Raw genomic sequence first — 16,830 nt, forward strand, 5'->3', positions numbered from 1 at the left:
TTGGGTTATAAATTCTGAACTGATTCAAAATTCATTTATCAAAATTTAAAATTATTCCTCAAGTCTTACATCAAGTCCAAGTCCTTGTAACTCGTGAAGTAATACGTTGAAAGATTCCGGAATACCTGGTTCAGGCATTGCTTCCCCTTTCGCGATAGCTTCATAAGTTTTTGCTCTACCAATCACGTCATCCGACTTCACAGTCAAGATTTCTCTCAAGATGTTTGATGCTCCAAATGCTTCAAGAGCCCAAACCTCCATCTCTCCGAATCTCTGACCTCCGAACTGAGCTTTACCTCCTAACGGCTGTTGAGTAATCAATGAGTATGGTCCGATAGAACGTGCGTGCATTTTATCATCTACCATGTGACCCAGTTTCAGCATGTAAATAATACCTACTGTAGCCGGCTGTGTAAATCTTTCTCCGGTACCACCATCATAAAGGTGAGTGTTACCAAATTTAGGAAGGCCTGCTTTTTCTGTATACTCAGTAATTTGATCTAATGTAGCTCCATCAAAGATTGGTGTAGCGAACGTCATTCCTAATTTCTGACCAGCCCATCCAAGAACTGTTTCATAGATCTGTCCGATGTTCATACGAGAAGGTACCCCTAGTGGATTCAATACGATATCTACCGGTGTTCCGTCTTCTAGGAATGGCATATCTTCTTCACGAACGATTCTTGAAACGATACCTTTGTTACCGTGACGTCCTGCCATTTTATCCCCTACATTCAACTTACGTTTCTTAGCGATATATACTTTAGCCAACTTCATGATACCTGCCGGAAGCTCATCTCCGATAGAAATTGCGAATTTCTCACGGTTTTTAACCCCTTGGATATCGTTGAACTTGATTTTATAATTGTGAATTAATTGTTTGATCAATTCATTCTTATCGTTATCTACCGTCCAATCTGCACCACTTACGTTTACGTAATCTTCAACTGAAGTTAATAATCTGTGAGTAAATTTCACACCTTTACCGATGATCTCTTCATCAAGGTCATTTTGAACCCCTTGAGAAGTTTTCCCGCTTACAAGTGTATTTAATTTTTCAATTAAAGTATTTCTCAACTCATCAAACTTAGCCTTGTAAGTGTTTTCAATCTCTTCAAGTTTAAGTTTTTCTTCAGTTCTTTTCTTTTTGTCTTTAATATTTCTAGAGAACAATTTTTTGTTGATAACAACACCTCTTAATGAAGAGTCTGCCTTCAATGAAGCATCCTTAACATCACCAGCTTTGTCACCAAAGATTGCTCTTAGTAATTTTTCTTCAGGAGTTGGGTCTGATTCTCCTTTTGGAGTAATCTTACCGATCATAATGTCACCAGGTTTCACCTCAGCACCAATTCTGATCATACCGTTCTCGTCAAGATCTTTTGTAGCTTCTTCAGAAACGTTTGGAATATCTGCTGTCAATTCTTCCATACCTAATTTAGTATCACGAACTTCCAGAGAATACTCATCCACGTGGATTGAAGTAAACCAGTCTTCACGTACAACTTTTTCGTTAATTACGATCGCATCCTCAAAGTTGTAACCCTTCCAAGGCATGAACGCAACTACTAAGTTTCTACCAAGAGCTAATTCTCCTTTTTCAGTAGCATAACCGTCGCAAAGTACCTGTCCTTTTTGCACTGTTTCACCAATTCTTACGTTTGGTCTTAGTGTAATCGTTGTACTCTGGTTAGTTTTTCTAAACTTAGTCAAGTTATATGTTTTCGTAGCAGATTCGAATGATACTAGATCTTCGTCATCGCTTCTTTCATATTTAATAGTAATCTTATCAGCATCTACATATTCAACAATACCGTTACCTTCAGCATTGATCAAGATTCTTGAATCTTTAGCAACTTGCTGCTCAAGACCAGTACCTACGATCGGTGCCTGTGGCTTCAATAATGGAACTGCCTGACGCATCATGTTTGATCCCATCAACGCACGGTTCGCATCATCATGTTCCAAGAAAGGAATCAATGAAGCTGAAATACCAGAAATCTGGTTTGGTGCAACGTCGATAAGGTTAACCTGAGAAGGCTCAACTACAGGATAATCACCATCTAGTCTTGCAATAATTCTATCAGTTTGGAATTCTCCCTGATCATTCAACTCAACGTTTGCCTGAGCAATTACTTTATCTTCTTCGTCTTCTGCATTTAGATAAATAGGATCAGCATTAAGATCTACTGTACTGTTTTCTACTTTTCTATATGGAGTTTCGATGAAACCTAAGTTATTAATTTTCGCATAGATACCCAAAGAAGAGATCAAACCAATGTTTGGTCCTTCCGGAGTTTCAATAGGACAAATTCTTCCGTAGTGAGTATGGTGAACGTCACGCACCTCGAAACCTGCTCTTTCTCTTGATAAACCACCAGGCCCTAGTGCAGAAAGTCTACGCTTGTGCGTGATTTCTGAAAGTGGATTGGTTTGGTCCATGAACTGAGAAAGCTGGTTGGTACCAAAGAATGAGTTAATAACTGATGTTAATGTTTTAGCATTTACTAGATCTAGCGGAGTAAATATCTCGTTATCTCTAACGTTCATTCTTTCCTTAATAGTTCTAGCAATTCTTGAAAGACCTACACCGAACTGTCCTGCTAATTGCTCTCCAACAGTTTTAATTCTTCTGTTTGAAAGGTGGTCAATATCATCAACCTCAGCTTTAGAGTTTACTAATTCAATCAAGTGTCTTACAATCGCAATGATATCTTCTTTTGTAAGAACCTCAGTTGTAGTTGGGATATTAAGACCTAACTTTTTGTTTAGTCTGTAACGTCCTACTTCACCAAGTGAATATCTTTGCTCAGAGAAGAATAATTTTTCAATAATTCCTCTTGCAGTTTCCTCATCGGGTGGATCTGCATTTCTTAACTGACGGTAAATATACTCTACTGCTTCTTTTTCAGAGTTCGTAGGGTCTTTTTGTAATGTATTCTGGATGATAGAGAATTCATTTGCATTTTCTTTGTGAATCAAGATAGATTTCACACCTGCATCAAGAATAAGATCTAAATGTTCTTTTTCAAGAATAGTTTCTCTGTCTAGGATAATTTCGTTTCTTTCGATAGAAACAACCTCTCCTGTATCTTCGTCTACGAAATCCTCGAACCAAGTGTTCAATACTCTCGCAGCCAATGTTCTTCCTTCAACTTTTTTAAGGGCAGCTTTAGAAACCTTCACTTCTTCCGCAAGGTCGAAGATCTGAAGAATGTCTTTATCAGATTCGAATCCGATAGCTCTTAATAAAGTAGTTAATGGTAATTTTTTCTTACGGTCAATATACGCATACATTACGCTGTTGATATCCGTAGTAAATTCCATCCAAGATCCTTTGAAAGGGATAATTCTTGAATAGTAAAGCTTAGTTCCGTTTGCGTGATAAGTCTGCCCGAAGAATACACCAGGTGAACGGTGAAGCTGCGTAACAATAACCCTTTCAGCACCATTGATGATGAAAGAACCACTATCCGTCATGTAAGGAACCGGGCCTAAATATACATCCTGAACCACAGTTTGGAAATCTTCGTGCTCAGGGTCTGTACAATACAATTTAAGTCTTGCTTTAAGAGGGACTGAATACGTCAATCCTCTTTCTACACACTCATTGATAGAATAACGTGGAGAATCTACCAAATAATCTAAGAATTCCAAAACGAATTGGTTTCTAGAATCGGTAATCGGGAAATTTTCTTGGAAAGTCTTGTGCAGACCTTCTTTTTTTCTGTCTTCAGGAAGCGTATCAAGCTGGAAAAACTCTTTAAACGACTCTAATTGGATATCCAAGAAGTCTGGAGTAATAATTTTTCCTTTCGCTGAAGAGAAATTAATTCTCTGATTCCCCCTAGTTGTTGATGTTGTTTTACTCATAAAACTTTTAAAGAAAGGGTTAAAAAATATTTTGATTTATACAAAAAATATCAGAAAAAGACTGTCAGATAAAAGAGGCAAGATAAAAGACATTTGATGTTTGGCGCTATCAGAAGTGGTCTTTGTTCTTAATTCTTTATTCTTATACTCTATTTCTAACTGCAACGCTGGTATATCTTTTCACAGCGTAATGCAAAATATTTTTAAATTTTACTTTTTGAGGCAGAAATCACCGCAATATCTATAAACATAAAATCCCTTTCATACTTACGAAAGAGTTGATATTTAATATATTATAGATTTACAAACAATTATTAGCGCCAAAAGAGTTGGCAAAGATACAAAAACTTATTTATAATCACAAATAAAACTCTTTCATTTTAAAGCAGTTAAAAAAAATATACAAATAAAAAAGGCCGCCCAAATTGGACGACCTCACCTTATTACTAAAACTATCTTAAGAAATTATTTTACAATAACTTTATAAGATTTTACTGTAGATTTAGTCTCTATTTTGATCATGTACATTCCTGAAGTTAATGAAGAGGTAGAAATCTCTGCATTGCCATTGAAATTACCGGTTCTTACTAATTGTCCCTGAGCTGAGAATATGGTGAAAACTCCTTCTTCAGAAGATTTTACGTTAAGATTCTCACCTGCTTTTACAGGATTAGGATATATTTTGATATCATTTGCAACCGCAGCAACTTCGCTAGTCGCAACCGCAGCTTTTTTCGCTTCCATACCCATTTTTGCAGTCTTAGCCAATACAGCGTAAGGTGAAAGTGGAGAATTTGGCGCTCCTCTTCTTACAAGATCCGTATCTACAACTGCCTGAATACCGTCTGTATCAGCATCGCTGATTCTTGAAATAAATCCTGCTCCAAGGTCATCAAAAACACTTTTGCTGATGGCATAAAGATCATATTCAATTCCGTTAGATTTTAAATCAACAAAATCAGGTTTATCGTCTCCATCTGTATTCATTAAAGGATATTTCATCACTCCAGAATCCGATGAAGTTTCCAAGACGTCGGCAATACCATTAGTTCCAACCACAACACCTGCATCAATTACTCCATTGTGATCAACATCAATCTGATCAATTACAGAAGTCGGAACACCTGATTCGAATAAGTCTAAAATTCCATCATTATCAGAATCAAGATCCAAATAACCTGAAACACCGTCTCCCAATACAGGAATCACGATAACATCTCCGTCTACATCATCATCTTCGAATCTTCCGTTAGCATTAAGATCTTCCAAAGCATCAGGAATACCGTCGTTATCAGAATCTCCGTCACAAGCATCCTGAATACCGTCGCCGTCTGCATCTATTGTAGCGCTTTTATCATTGTCTGCAACACAGCTTTTTGTATCACAAGCATCAGGAATACCGTCTCCATCCGTATCAATATTATCATCTCCACCCGGGCAGATATCTTTACAATCAGAAACACCGTCTCCGTCAGAATCCAATTCTACAAATACATTATATACATAGTAATTAACACAGTAACAAATTTTTGCTGTATGTTTAATTGAAAGTCTAATCCTGTTGAATGCTTTTGTAGATTTAAATCCTACAATCGTTTTTCCTCCTGAAACAGTAATTAATTTTAAATCATTATTTACTGTAGTTTTTTGTTCAACCAAAGTATTTCCGTTGTACAACTGAACAGAAATTACTCCAAGAGAACTCCATTCTGTAGAAATATTTTTAGCAATCGTAAAACCCGCAAATGTTCCTGCCGGATAAGTAGTTCCAACAGATTCTACCGCAAAATTTCCTGTGATATTATTTTTATAGGAAGGAACTGAAAAAGTAGCATAATTTGAAGCATTAGAATCTACTATATTTTCAGGATTGTAAACTCCTAAATAAGAAGTTGAAGTACTCCAAGTTCCTGTCCAGGGCTCACGTTTTCCACAATATAATCCACCATTTGGAAGGTTTCCGCAAAGCAAACTTCCTTTGTACGGAGCCGTTCTGTTACACTGAAGATATTGAGTACAGTCACAACTTTGAGGTTCTTCAAAAGCATAATACACTTTTAAAGCTCCCATAGAAGAGCAACCTGAATTTTGAGAAATCTTTAATCTTACTTCATTGAAAGGCTTTGTTGTAGTGATTGAAAGCTTTTGTTTATTTCCACTAAGACTTAATGAAGAAACAGTCATTTCTCCAACACCGTCATTATAAGATTGAGAATCCTGTAACTGACCAAACATATACGTTTCTATCACAAGATTATTAAGCATTCTTTCCGTCAAAACTGAATTTGAATTTGCCGGAGCAATTACAAATCCAGCTTTATTTCCTGCAGGATAATATTGACTTTTATCAAAAACTCCAATACTGAAATTCCCCATAAAACCAGAAGGCAAAGTAATTGTTCCAAAAGAACTTTTACTTCCGTCGCTGATATTGTCTCTATCCGTTATAACAGATAAAGGAGAGGTCATATTGCTGCTGCATGAGATATTGGTATCAGAATCTACAAAAGATCCGCCACCAATAATATCATCGCAAACACCATTGTTTTCCAGTTTAATATTATTTGAGTCACATGTAAATGCGTAATATACATTCAATGCGTTGCAAGAAGTACTGCTTCCCGATCTTAATAATCTTACTTCATTAAAAGCTTTAGTTGTTTTAAAATGTAAGAATGATCTGGCTTTTCTTCCGCCATATGCAGGAACCGACAACAGAGAACCTGACGCAGATGTTTCCTGAAGAATACCATTTTTGTAAGTTGCAATGCTAAGAGCATTCAATACTGTAGAAGTAATAGCACTGTTTGCCATATCTACATTAAAACCCGTAACCAATCCTGCCGGATACGTAACATTGTTATTAATAATGGAAATACCGTTACTAGATGTGTTATTTAATAAAGTACCTAAACTTGCACCATTATCCGTATCTGAATCTATTACAGAATAAATATTGGTTGGATTAGATGCCGCAACGCACTGTCCGTTTTGTGCAAGATAAGCTCTGATCCCCATTCCGCGGATGGGTTTGTAGTTTTGGGCAAATGCATTGCATACAAACAGCAATATTGCCATAAATGAGATAATTTTCTTCATTTTTTTTAGTTTTTTGTGTTAAATTTTATACTAATCGTTATTATAAGGAGTTTTGATACGATTATTTTGAATAATATCTATTTATGTTTTAAAATAAAACTAAGGAGTGTTATTTGAAAAAACCACCCTTTCGGGTGGCCTCTCTGTAGAAACTGTTTAAAAATTATTTCACAATAACCTTATAAGATTTCACAACTGATTTAGTTTCTACTTTAATGATATACATACCCGTAGGTAGTGAAGATGTATTGATTTCGGCATCTCCAGAGAATTTGCCCGATTTGATTAATTGCCCTTGAGCCGAGAACATTGTATACGTTCCCTCTTCTTTAACACCTGAAGATTTGATGTAAACATTTTCACCAGATCTTACCGGGTTTGGATATACTTTAATATCATTCACAACAGCAGAAATATCTGTTGTAGCTTTTGCAGACATTTTAGCTCCGGTTTTTGCAAAAGATGCGTAAGGAGAAAGTGGAGAATTTGGAGATCCTTTTTTAATCAAGTCATTATCCACAACTGCCTGAATACCGTCTACATCCGCATCGTTGATTCTGGAAATAAATCCAGCGCCAAGATCATCCAAATTATCTTTTCCGATAACATAAAGATCATATTCTGCATTGTTTGATTTTAAATCAACAAAATCCGGTTTATCGTCTCCATCTGTGTTCATCAGAGGATATTTCATCACTCCTGAATCCGGTGAAGTTTCTAAAAGATCTGCAATACCGTTACTTCCTGTTGCAACACCGGCATCAATAACTCCATTATAATCTGCATCGATTTGGTTGATTACAGAAGTTGGAATACCTGATTCAAAAAGATCTAAAATTCCGTCGTTATCAGAATCTAAGTCTAAATAACTTGAAATTCCGTCACCTAAAGTTGCAATCACCAACTGATCTCCGTCAACATCATCATCTTCAAATTTTCCGTTGTTGTTAAGATCTTCTAAAGCATCCGGAATACCGTCGTTATCAGCATCACCATCACAAGCATCAGGAACACCATCGCCATCTGAATCCAGAACCGGAGATTTGTCATTTAATACAGAACATCCTTCGGCACAGTCAGGAATACCGTTTCCGTTGTTGTCAATGCTATCGTCACCGTTCGGACATTTGTCGTTACAGTTTGGAACACCGTCTTTATCATCATCCAACTGAACAAATGCATTATAAATGTAATATTGTTGAGCTAAAGTAATTCCGATCCCCGGATTGATCTCGATTTTCATTCTGTCAAAAGCTTTTGTAGCCGTAAAACCTACATAAAACTGATTGGTTGCAGAAGTAAAAAACTGTCCGCTGAACAATCCGCCAGAAGTTCTTGATTCTGTAACAGTTGTTCCTTTATAGAAAGTAATGGTAATATAATCTAAAGCATTAACTGTAAATAAATTAGCACTTTTAGTCAACGTAAAACCTCCAAAAGTCCCTGCAGGATAATCTCCTGTGTTACTTTTTACAGTAAGCCTTACTGTTGGAATCAAAAAATTGATCGGCGAGAAATTTACAGTCGCAAAATTTGAAGTATTTGTATCTACAACATTTCCTGTGTTTGTAATATTTGTTAATCCGAAAATAGTTCCGGAAGCACCCGTCCAAGAAGCACCGGGAACAATATCTCCTAATCTTGACGTTCCGGAAGTTTGAATATTTTCGTTACAGTCGCATCCCTGAGGTTCTTCAAAAGCGTAATACACTTTTAAAGCACCGAAGTTCACCCCGACAGTTTGTGTAATTTTAAGTCTAACCTCATTAAAAGGTTTTGTAGCAGTAAGAGATATTTTTTGTTTATTGGAACCAAATCTCAATACTTTAATGTTAATAAGTCCACCTCCATCACTAAGGTTTTTAGAATCTTGAAGTTGCCCGAATAAATAAGTTTCAACAGTTATGTTCTTTAAAAATTCTGCACTTAACAATTTTCCCTGATCATCAGGCTCGATTACAAATCCTGCTTTGTTACCAGCCGGATATACCTGATTTTTATCTAAAACTCCAACAGAATAAGATCCTAACAATCCTGCAGGTAAAACAATTGATCCGTAAGAATTTTTGTCGCCGTCACCAATTTTCTCTCTGTTGTTCACATAAGAAAGTGGGGCTAAGAAACTGCTGCTTCCAGATACATTTCCGTCTACACCGCTTCCTGCAATAATGTCATCACAAATTCCATTATTGTCTGTAGGAACTTTAGCCGGATCGAAAGCAAAAGCATAGTACACATTCAATGCACTGAATACAGAAAGTACATTTACTTGATATAATCTTACTTCGTCAAACGCTTTTGAAGTTTTAAAATGTAAGAAAATTCTTGTTTTAGTACCTCCAAATGCAGGAACAGAAAGCAAAGTTGTATTTGTTGACGTTTCCTGAAGAACTCCAGCTTTGTATGTACTGATTCTAATTCCACTTAGAAAACTTGCCGTGATAACACTTGTTCCTAAATCTATATTAAAACCCGTAATAAAACCTGCCGGATATGTTGTGTTTGTGTTTTTTACTGAAATACCGTTTCCACTTACCAAAGTAGCAAAGCTACCCATGCTTACGCTGTTATCAAGATTAGAATCGATAACAGGATTCATACTTCCATTGTAGCATGCTAAACAAATTCCGCTTCCGTTCACAGGCTTTGCTTCTACTCCCATACCTCGTATAGGCGTATAACCCTGACCAAAAGCCATTACAGATACTACGAGCGTCATTAAAAACGCCGTAATTCTCCCGAATAATTTTTTTGTCATTTTTTCTTGTTTGTTTTGTTGTTTTTTATTGATGTATGTGTTTTTTCTTAGTATAAAGCTTTCCAGTTGCTCCCATTACAACCTTCGTGAGTATGTGTTGTGGAATTGTATCTAATTGTTCCTTCATCTGCTGATGTACAACCAGCATTAGCAGCGGATGCAACTCCTTTCATTAAAATTCCTTTACTTACTTCCAGATCTGCAAAATTGATAGCACTTGGCGTCATGTTGACTCCCACATCAGTAATTGCCGTACCTATTACTCCCGAACCTGAAAAAGTATGTGTTGTATTTGCGTACACCGTCTGATTTGCAATGACAGCATTTGCTCCTACACCAAATCCGATAGCTCCTGCTGCACCACTTGCCGTATTGGCGCTACCAAAAGCATAGTTATTCACTGTCACATTATTACCTGTACCAAAGGCAAAACCTCCGGAATTTATATTTGAGTTACCTACGTTAATTCCACTTACATTAGCACTCGATGTTCCATTGTTGTTTCCTAGAACTACGGTATTTGCGTCTGTGGCAAAGTTTGTATTTCCAATTACTTTTGCACCGCTTACAGCAGAGTTTGAAGATCCAATAGCTACTCCAGGGAAATTAGCAGCCTGAGCGGCAACTGTATTTCCTCTACCCAAAGCTATATTTGATGAAGAGGCATTAGAAAATGTATTATTTGATCCCCAAGCGAAAGAAGCATACGGAGCAGAAGTATTTGCATTTCCACCATTTAATGTTCCGTTAGTATCCAAAATACCTTTCACATTATTACCTGTAGCAAAAACTAAATTCTGAGCATCCGTTGTTCCTAAGAAATTACCCGATGCAATGTTAGCTCCTAAAGCAGATGAAGTAGCTGTTGTACCTGCATTTCCTAAAACTTTCCAGTCATTTGACTGTGTTTGAGTAGCAGGAACCCAATTTGTCCCATTAAAAGTCAAAACCTGTCCAGTAGTAGCAGTTGCAGTAGTTCCCAGCGGAGATCCGTTAATTTTCACGACTGTTGTAGCACCTAAAGTCCCCGTAACATCTCCCGCCAATGCTAACGATGAAGCAGAAAAATAAGCCGGAGCTGCCGTTGTCCCTGTATTATTTCCAAAAATAGAATTTGCAGGAGCATTGCTAAGGTTAAATGCCAATGAAGGATTCGTAGAAGGATTTGATACCGTTGTAGTAAACAGTGGAGATAAATTTCCAGACGAAAAGCCTGTTAAAGTACCAACATTGGTTCCTTCTGAAGTTCTTACCCATTTTGTTCCGTCAAAATAATAGTATCCCGTTGCTGTTACATTAATCGTTTGACCAGTCGGGCCGCTATCCGCAGCAGTTACATACACCATTGCTCCACTCTGAAGAGAAGTATAGTTTTTTGCCCTTAATTGATTCCCAGTTAATCTTGGAGCAATAATTCCATCTAAAAATTTTGAATTGGCAGGAGATCCCACAACATCTAGTGTTGCCTGAGCCTGACTTGTGTTGATGCCAACTTGCGCAGTCGCCAGAAACCCTGTAAAGGATAACATCGAAATAGTGAATAATCTGTTTTTCATTTGTAGTGATATTTGTTGTTTTTTGTGTGTTTTCTTTAAAAAATAGCAGACCAATAACCCTTCCTCTTATTTAAAAGAGAAAAATGAATATTTTATATCGTTAAAAGTCTGATTAAACGGAGAGCCCGCAAGAAAGTCTTACAGAAGAACTTTCGGAAAATATTTTATCCGGAATCTTTAGTAGTAAAGTATACCCAATCCCATTTTTGGATATCTTAACCATCTTAAAGTCTACATTATAAGTTAAATTTATTCTTTCTTTCAGTTGATTTTGAGATGAAAATATATATTCTGAAACATCTTTATGATCAAAATCCGAATAAGATATCTTCAATAATTCTTTATTTGTACCCTTACAATGATATGGTGTAAATATTTTTCCAAAAAAATTACTTAAAAGTTTATTTTTTTCTCGATCTATAATAAAAACGTTTATTTTCTCAAAGTTGATATTAAAGTGATTAAAGAGCTTATTTCCGTTTACATTATTCTGAACAACAGAAACATCACTAGCAAAAGATTCTTGCTGAGGGATGCCGGAGATCTCGTTACACGGTTCGATTACCGTTAACAATGATCCAGCTTTAAGATTTCCAACAGTTAATATAATAATCCCACAATTAAGGAGAATAGTAAAATAACTTTGGAAAAGAAAGTAGTTTCTTTTCAAATTAGTGTGTGTGTGTTTTTTCGTATGCAAATATAGTATTTTTTCAACTTAAACAGCATTTTATTGGTAAAATAATTATAAAAACAGTTAATTTGACTAATATTATTTAATACATAGTTTAATTTTTTATCAAATAAGTATTTATAATCAATTATAAATATTCATCAAATAACAATATTTAATTACTTATATAAACATTACATGATTTACAAAAGAAAAAAATGCACAAAAAAAAAGCCTGAGCAGATTGCCCAGGCTTATTATTTTCAGTGTAAATTGAATTATTTCAATTCTACTTCAGCACCAGCTTCTTCTAATTGCTTCTTAAGAGCTTCAGCTTCGTCTTTAGAGATACCAGTTTTGATTGCAGCAGGAGCTCCATCTACGATATCTTTAGCTTCTTTAAGACCAGCACCAGTTAAATCTTTTACCAATTTAACGATAGCTAATTTAGATGCACCTGCAGACTTAAGAATTACGTCGAATTCAGTCTTTTCTTCAGCAGCTTCTCCACCACCTGCAGCAACTACTACAGCAGCAGCAGCTGGCTCAATTCCGTACTCATCCTTAAGGATAGTAGCTAATTCATTTACGTCTTTTACTGTTAAGTTTACTAGCGTTTCAGCTAAATTTTTTAAATCTGACATTGTTGTAATGTTTTTGTTGATTATTTTATTTAATTTTTTGAGTCTAATTATTCAGCACTTGGAGTTTCTTCCGTGCTTTCTGCAGCAGGAGCTTCTGGAGCCGCCTCAGCAGGAGTTTCTTCCACAGCAGGAGCAGCAGCTTCTTCAGCTTTAGCTTCTACAGTTTCAGGTTTGTTTTGAAGAGCAGAAACAACTCTTTGAATTGGAGATTGAAGTAATCCGATGATTTCTCCGATCATTTCTTCTCTAGACTTGATGTTAGCAAGTGCAGTTAAGTTTTCGTCTCCAACATAGAAAGTTTCTTGAAGGTAAGCAGATTTTAAAGCCGGCTTCTCTTCTTTCTTTCTGAACCCTTGAATTAATTTCGCAGGAGCATTTGCAGTATCAGATACCATTAATGCAGAGTTTCCTTTGAAAGTTTGGAACATTTCAGAGTAATCTACTCCTTCAATTTGCTCCATTGCTTTTTGTAAAAGTGTATTTTTTACAACTTTCACTTTGATATTTTGTTTGAAAGCCTGTCTTCTGAATTCTGAAGACTTAGCAGCGTTCAATCCGTCTAGATCTGCTACATATACTACTTTTGCATCCTGAAGCAAGTCTTTGATCTCTTGTATTGCTACAACTTTTTGGTCTTTTGTCATTGTCTTAAGGATTTAAATTAGTTAACAGCTTTAGTATCAATTGCAATACCAGGACTCATTGTAGAAGACAAATAAATGCTTTTTACATAAGTTCCTTTAGCAGCAGTTGGTTTCATTTTGATCAATGTAGAAATTAATTCCTGAGCATTTTCTTTGATCTTGTCAGCATCGAAAGATACTTTACCAATACCAGCATGGATAATACCATACTTATCTACTTTGAAATCAATCTTACCTGCTTTCACTTCAGTTACTGCTTTACCAATTTCCATAGTTACAGTACCTGATTTAGGGTTAGGCATCAAACCTCTTGGTCCTAATACTCTACCTAAAGGTCCTAATTTACCCATAACAGCTGGCATAGTAACGATAACGTCAACATCTGTCCAACCATCTTTTATTTTTTGTAAGTATTCGTCAAGACCCACATAATCAGCACCAGCAGCTTTAGCTTCAGCTTCTTTATCCGGAGTTACAAGAGCTAATACTTTAACATCTTTACCAGTTCCGTGAGGAAGAGATACAACACCTCTTACCATTTGGTTTGCTTTTCTTGGATCGACACCCAATCTTACAGCGATATCTACAGAAGCATCAAACTTTGCAGTGTTCACTTCTTTTACAAGAGCTGAACCTTCTTCAAGGTTATAAATTCTTCCTTTTTCTACTTTACTTAAAGCTTCCTTTTGCTTCTTTGTTAATTTTGCCATTTCTTTAAGTTTTAAGCGTTAGCTGGTTTAGTTCCTGTTACTCTTAATCCCATAGATCTAGCAGTACCTGCAACCATAGAAAGAGCTGAATCCATTGTAAAGCAGTTAAGATCCGCCATTTTATCTTCAGCAATTTTTTGAACCTGAGCCCAAGATACAGAACCTACTTTGTTTCTGTTCGGTTCTCCAGAACCTCCTTTGATCTTAGCCGCATCCATTAACTGGATTGCTGCAGGTGGAGTTTTAATAACGAATTCAAAAGATTTGTCTTCGTATACTGTAATTACTACAGGTAAAACTTGCCCTGGCTTGTCCTGAGTTCTTCCGTTAAATTGTTTACAAAACTCCATGATGTTCACACCTGCAGAACCCAATGCTGGACCTACTGGTGGAGAAGGGTTGGCAGCGCCACCTTTCACCTGAAGTTTTACCATTTTAAAGACTTTTTTAGCCATTTTTTCTTTTTTAAATTTGAATAATTAATGAGTTTGGAAGCATTTATTATTCAGCAGGTTACCGCACTCACATAAAGTAAACCTACTTTTCGGACTGCAAAATTATGAAATATTTTTGAAATAGCAAACGGAAAGAGTTGATTTTTAACAAGATTATCAAAAATAAATTATACTTGTTCTTAATTAAGTGGAAAAAAACTGTTCTACAAAACAAAAACCCTTCTAACCGGTATAAAGGATAGAAGGGAACACAAAATTTAAAAAACTTATTAAAATTTTATAAGAGCTTATTAATTATAAATCGAGAACTTGTTTTACTAATTTTAAGATCTCTAAGATTTCCTACCATATTATTTGTTCCGTACGTTAAAAACTGCAAAGAAACCCTCTGCCCTGTCTTTAGCCAAATCGTAGCATTACTGGTTAAAAAATATAAGTTACTGTTTGGAGGAGTTGTTGTAGAAGGATTTTTATTCCCCCTGTGAATTACAGTATTTGTAGTTGAAACTCGCCCTGTATCTACATATAAAGAAGTAAAAGCATCTCCTGAGGTACCATCAAAAATACCGGATCCACTTCCAGGTGTAGTAAACCCACAAACACCATATAAAAAGTACAATCCATCTTTTGGAACGGTATAAATCCCGGTTGTAGAATCATATGCATTTTGAGGATCGTATAATACATCTAATTGCAATGTGGTGAATTCATTATCATTCCAATCACTAGCTGCATTTATGTCGGCTCCTCCAACAGCATTCAACACTCTATTTCCGCTGTCTGATGCAGAAAAGGAATCTCCACCTGCTACCTTTATTATACCATTGGCATCTGCAACCAATAATTTGTCATTTGCAATTCCTATAGAATTATTGATATTTCTAACTCTTAAATTACCATTGGCAATATCCAAGCTTTGTGTTGGTGCAGTAGTACCAATTCCCACCTTAATGGTACCGGTTCCCAACCCTGATGAGGCAATAACTGAAAAGTCATTTGACTGCTGAACAACACTTGGAGTTCCAGTTGTTGGATTATCTTTATTACCATCAATATGAAATACACCTTGAGGATTTGTAGTGTTAATACCTACCTGAGCATAATAAAAACTACTTCCACATAATAAAATAATTAATAACCTTTTTTTCATTTCCTTATGATTTAAATTAAATTCAAAAATAAAAAGGCTAAACGTTTAATCAAAATAATAACTTATAAAATATGCTTAAATATTATTAAAAAATAAATTTAGAAATTCAATTTAGTAACATAAATCATATTAAAATGAATTTAAAATAATATTAAATTCTCAACTTAGTGAAAAGCAAATACATAATTGTAAAATAATAGAAAATATTAAATAGAAAGGATATATTTGAAAAGTTAATAATAATTCCTAATTTAAGAACGAAGATTAATAATTTTATGAATATTTTTTGATTATGGAGCAGAATATTGTTTATAATATATAGAATAAAAAAATACCACCAATAGGTGGTATTTTAATTTATTATGTAAAAGTATATTTAACTATACTTTTTCTACTTGCATATAGCTTAACTCCATTGGAGTTTTTCTACCGAAGATCAATACAGATACTTCAATTTTCTTTTTATCTTCGAGTATTTTCTCAACTGTACCGTTGAATCCGTTGAAAGGTCCGTCAATTACTTTAACGTTTTCACCTACAACATAAGGAATCTCAACATCGCTAGCAAATTCTGAAAGCTCATCCATTCTGCCTAACATTCTGTTTACCTCAGATTTTCTCATTGGAACAGGATCACCTCCTTTCGTTAAACTTAAGAAAGATATAACTCCGGGAATGTTCTTAATAGCGTGAGGAATTTCACCCATTAGATCAGCTTCAACCATCAAGTAACCAGGATAGTAAGGTTTCTCTTTAGGAACTTTTTTTCCGTTTCTAATTTGAATAACCTTTTCCATAGGAATAACCACTTGAGTAACGTACTGCTCAAACCCTAAACGTTTGATTTCCGTCTCAATATAGTTTTTCACTTTATTTTCCTGTCCGCTGATTGCTTTCAGCACATACCATTTCAATTCGCTCATTATGGGAAAATACTTTTTTAGTTGAACACGTTAATTAGCATTCCTATTATGTTGCTAATTGATTTAGAAAACAATTCGTCAACCCCAAAGGTAAATAATGCCAAGATTACTGTTGCAATAGTTACGACAATTGTAGACGACTGCAAGTCAGACCATTTTGGCCATTCAACTTTATGTCTGAATTCGATATAAGAACCTTTTAAAAAATCGATAAATGAACTCATAATTTATATTTGCACGGGCACAAGGATTCGAACCCTGATCAACGGTTTTGGAGACCGGTATCCTACCATTGGACGATGCCCGTAGATAAAAAGCTTCCGAGAGTTTCCTTTCGGAAGCTTT

The 16,830-nt window shown here is 35.6% G+C and carries 12 protein-coding genes and 1 tRNA gene; all 13 read right to left on the reverse strand.

Annotated elements, in window-relative coordinates:
* Nucleotides 1-51: 51 nt before the first annotated feature.
* The 13 genes from rpoB to EG348_RS03950 all read right to left on the reverse strand — a co-directional run bounded on the left by rpoB (nt 52) and on the right by EG348_RS03950 (nt 16,792).
* Complete coding sequence (gene rpoB / locus EG348_RS03890; protein ID WP_123980851.1) at nt 52-3,873, reverse strand: DNA-directed RNA polymerase subunit beta; 3,822 nt, start codon at nt 3,871-3,873, stop codon at nt 52-54.
* A gap of 465 nt (nt 3,874-4,338) precedes the next feature.
* Nucleotides 4,339-6,972 (reverse strand): T9SS type A sorting domain-containing protein, encoded by a 2,634-nt coding sequence (locus EG348_RS03895; protein WP_123980853.1) that lies wholly within the window; start codon nt 6,970-6,972, stop codon nt 4,339-4,341.
* 163 nt (nt 6,973-7,135) lie between these two features.
* Complete coding sequence (locus EG348_RS03900; RefSeq protein WP_123980855.1) at nt 7,136-9,730, reverse strand: T9SS type A sorting domain-containing protein; 2,595 nt, start codon at nt 9,728-9,730, stop codon at nt 7,136-7,138.
* Nucleotides 9,731-9,777: 47 nt separating this feature from the next.
* Nucleotides 9,778-11,286, reverse strand: coding sequence for a beta strand repeat-containing protein (locus tag EG348_RS03905; RefSeq protein WP_123980857.1), 1,509 nt, complete (start codon nt 11,284-11,286; stop codon nt 9,778-9,780).
* Nucleotides 11,287-11,398: 112 nt separating this feature from the next.
* On the reverse strand, nt 11,399-11,956 hold the full coding sequence (locus EG348_RS03910; RefSeq protein WP_123980859.1) for a hypothetical protein: 558 nt from the start codon (nt 11,954-11,956) through the stop codon (nt 11,399-11,401).
* Nucleotides 11,957-12,237: 281 nt separating this feature from the next.
* The gene (gene rplL, locus EG348_RS03915; RefSeq protein ID WP_072412199.1) at nt 12,238-12,603 is read right to left on the reverse strand and encodes a 50S ribosomal protein L7/L12; all 366 of its coding nucleotides are present in this window, start codon (nt 12,601-12,603) and stop codon (nt 12,238-12,240) included.
* 47 nt (nt 12,604-12,650) lie between these two features.
* Complete coding sequence (gene rplJ / locus EG348_RS03920) at nt 12,651-13,247, reverse strand: 50S ribosomal protein L10 (RefSeq protein WP_123980861.1); 597 nt, start codon at nt 13,245-13,247, stop codon at nt 12,651-12,653.
* 17 nt (nt 13,248-13,264) lie between these two features.
* Nucleotides 13,265-13,957: a 50S ribosomal protein L1 gene (rplA, locus tag EG348_RS03925; protein ID WP_123980863.1), complete on the reverse strand. Its 693-nt coding sequence runs from the start codon at nt 13,955-13,957 to the stop codon at nt 13,265-13,267.
* Nucleotides 13,958-13,968: 11 nt separating this feature from the next.
* Complete coding sequence (gene rplK / locus EG348_RS03930) at nt 13,969-14,412, reverse strand: 50S ribosomal protein L11 (RefSeq protein ID WP_072412244.1); 444 nt, start codon at nt 14,410-14,412, stop codon at nt 13,969-13,971.
* Between the two features lie 277 nt (nt 14,413-14,689).
* Nucleotides 14,690-15,562 (reverse strand): hypothetical protein, encoded by an 873-nt coding sequence (locus EG348_RS03935; RefSeq protein WP_123980865.1) that lies wholly within the window; start codon nt 15,560-15,562, stop codon nt 14,690-14,692.
* 380 nt (nt 15,563-15,942) lie between these two features.
* Nucleotides 15,943-16,485, reverse strand: coding sequence for a transcription termination/antitermination protein NusG (gene nusG, locus EG348_RS03940; RefSeq protein WP_072412210.1), 543 nt, complete (start codon nt 16,483-16,485; stop codon nt 15,943-15,945).
* 17 nt (nt 16,486-16,502) lie between these two features.
* Entirely contained in the window at nt 16,503-16,709 is a 207-nt protein-coding gene (gene secE / locus EG348_RS03945; protein ID WP_072412212.1) for a preprotein translocase subunit SecE, read from the reverse strand.
* A gap of 12 nt (nt 16,710-16,721) precedes the next feature.
* A tRNA-Trp gene (locus tag EG348_RS03950) sits at nt 16,722-16,792 on the reverse strand.
* Nucleotides 16,793-16,830 lie beyond the last annotated feature (38 nt).

This window comes from Chryseobacterium sp. G0201 (assembly GCF_003815655.1).
Classification (GTDB): domain Bacteria; phylum Bacteroidota; class Bacteroidia; order Flavobacteriales; family Weeksellaceae; genus Chryseobacterium.

Bases quoted from the DNA above. Each gene is read 5' to 3' on its own strand.
- secE (WP_072412212.1), bottom strand. From the start codon at position 16,709: ATGAGTTCATTTATCGATTTTTTAAAAGGTTCTTATATCGAATTCAGA.
- EG348_RS03905 (WP_123980857.1), bottom strand. From the start codon at position 11,286: ATGAAAAACAGATTATTCACTATTTCGATGTTATCCTTTACAGGGTTT.
- EG348_RS03895 (WP_123980853.1), bottom strand. From the start codon at position 6,972: ATGAAGAAAATTATCTCATTTATGGCAATATTGCTGTTTGTATGCAAT.
- EG348_RS03900 (WP_123980855.1), bottom strand. From the start codon at position 9,730: ATGACAAAAAAATTATTCGGGAGAATTACGGCGTTTTTAATGACGCTC.
- rplJ (WP_123980861.1), bottom strand. From the start codon at position 13,247: ATGACAAAAGACCAAAAAGTTGTAGCAATACAAGAGATCAAAGACTTG.
- rplK (WP_072412244.1), bottom strand. From the start codon at position 14,412: ATGGCTAAAAAAGTCTTTAAAATGGTAAAACTTCAGGTGAAAGGTGGC.
- nusG (WP_072412210.1), bottom strand. From the start codon at position 16,485: ATGAGCGAATTGAAATGGTATGTGCTGAAAGCAATCAGCGGACAGGAA.
- rpoB (WP_123980851.1), bottom strand. From the start codon at position 3,873: ATGAGTAAAACAACATCAACAACTAGGGGGAATCAGAGAATTAATTTC.
- EG348_RS03935 (WP_123980865.1), bottom strand. From the start codon at position 15,562: ATGAAAAAAAGGTTATTAATTATTTTATTATGTGGAAGTAGTTTTTAT.
- rplA (WP_123980863.1), bottom strand. From the start codon at position 13,957: ATGGCAAAATTAACAAAGAAGCAAAAGGAAGCTTTAAGTAAAGTAGAA.
- rplL (WP_072412199.1), bottom strand. From the start codon at position 12,603: ATGTCAGATTTAAAAAATTTAGCTGAAACGCTAGTAAACTTAACAGTA.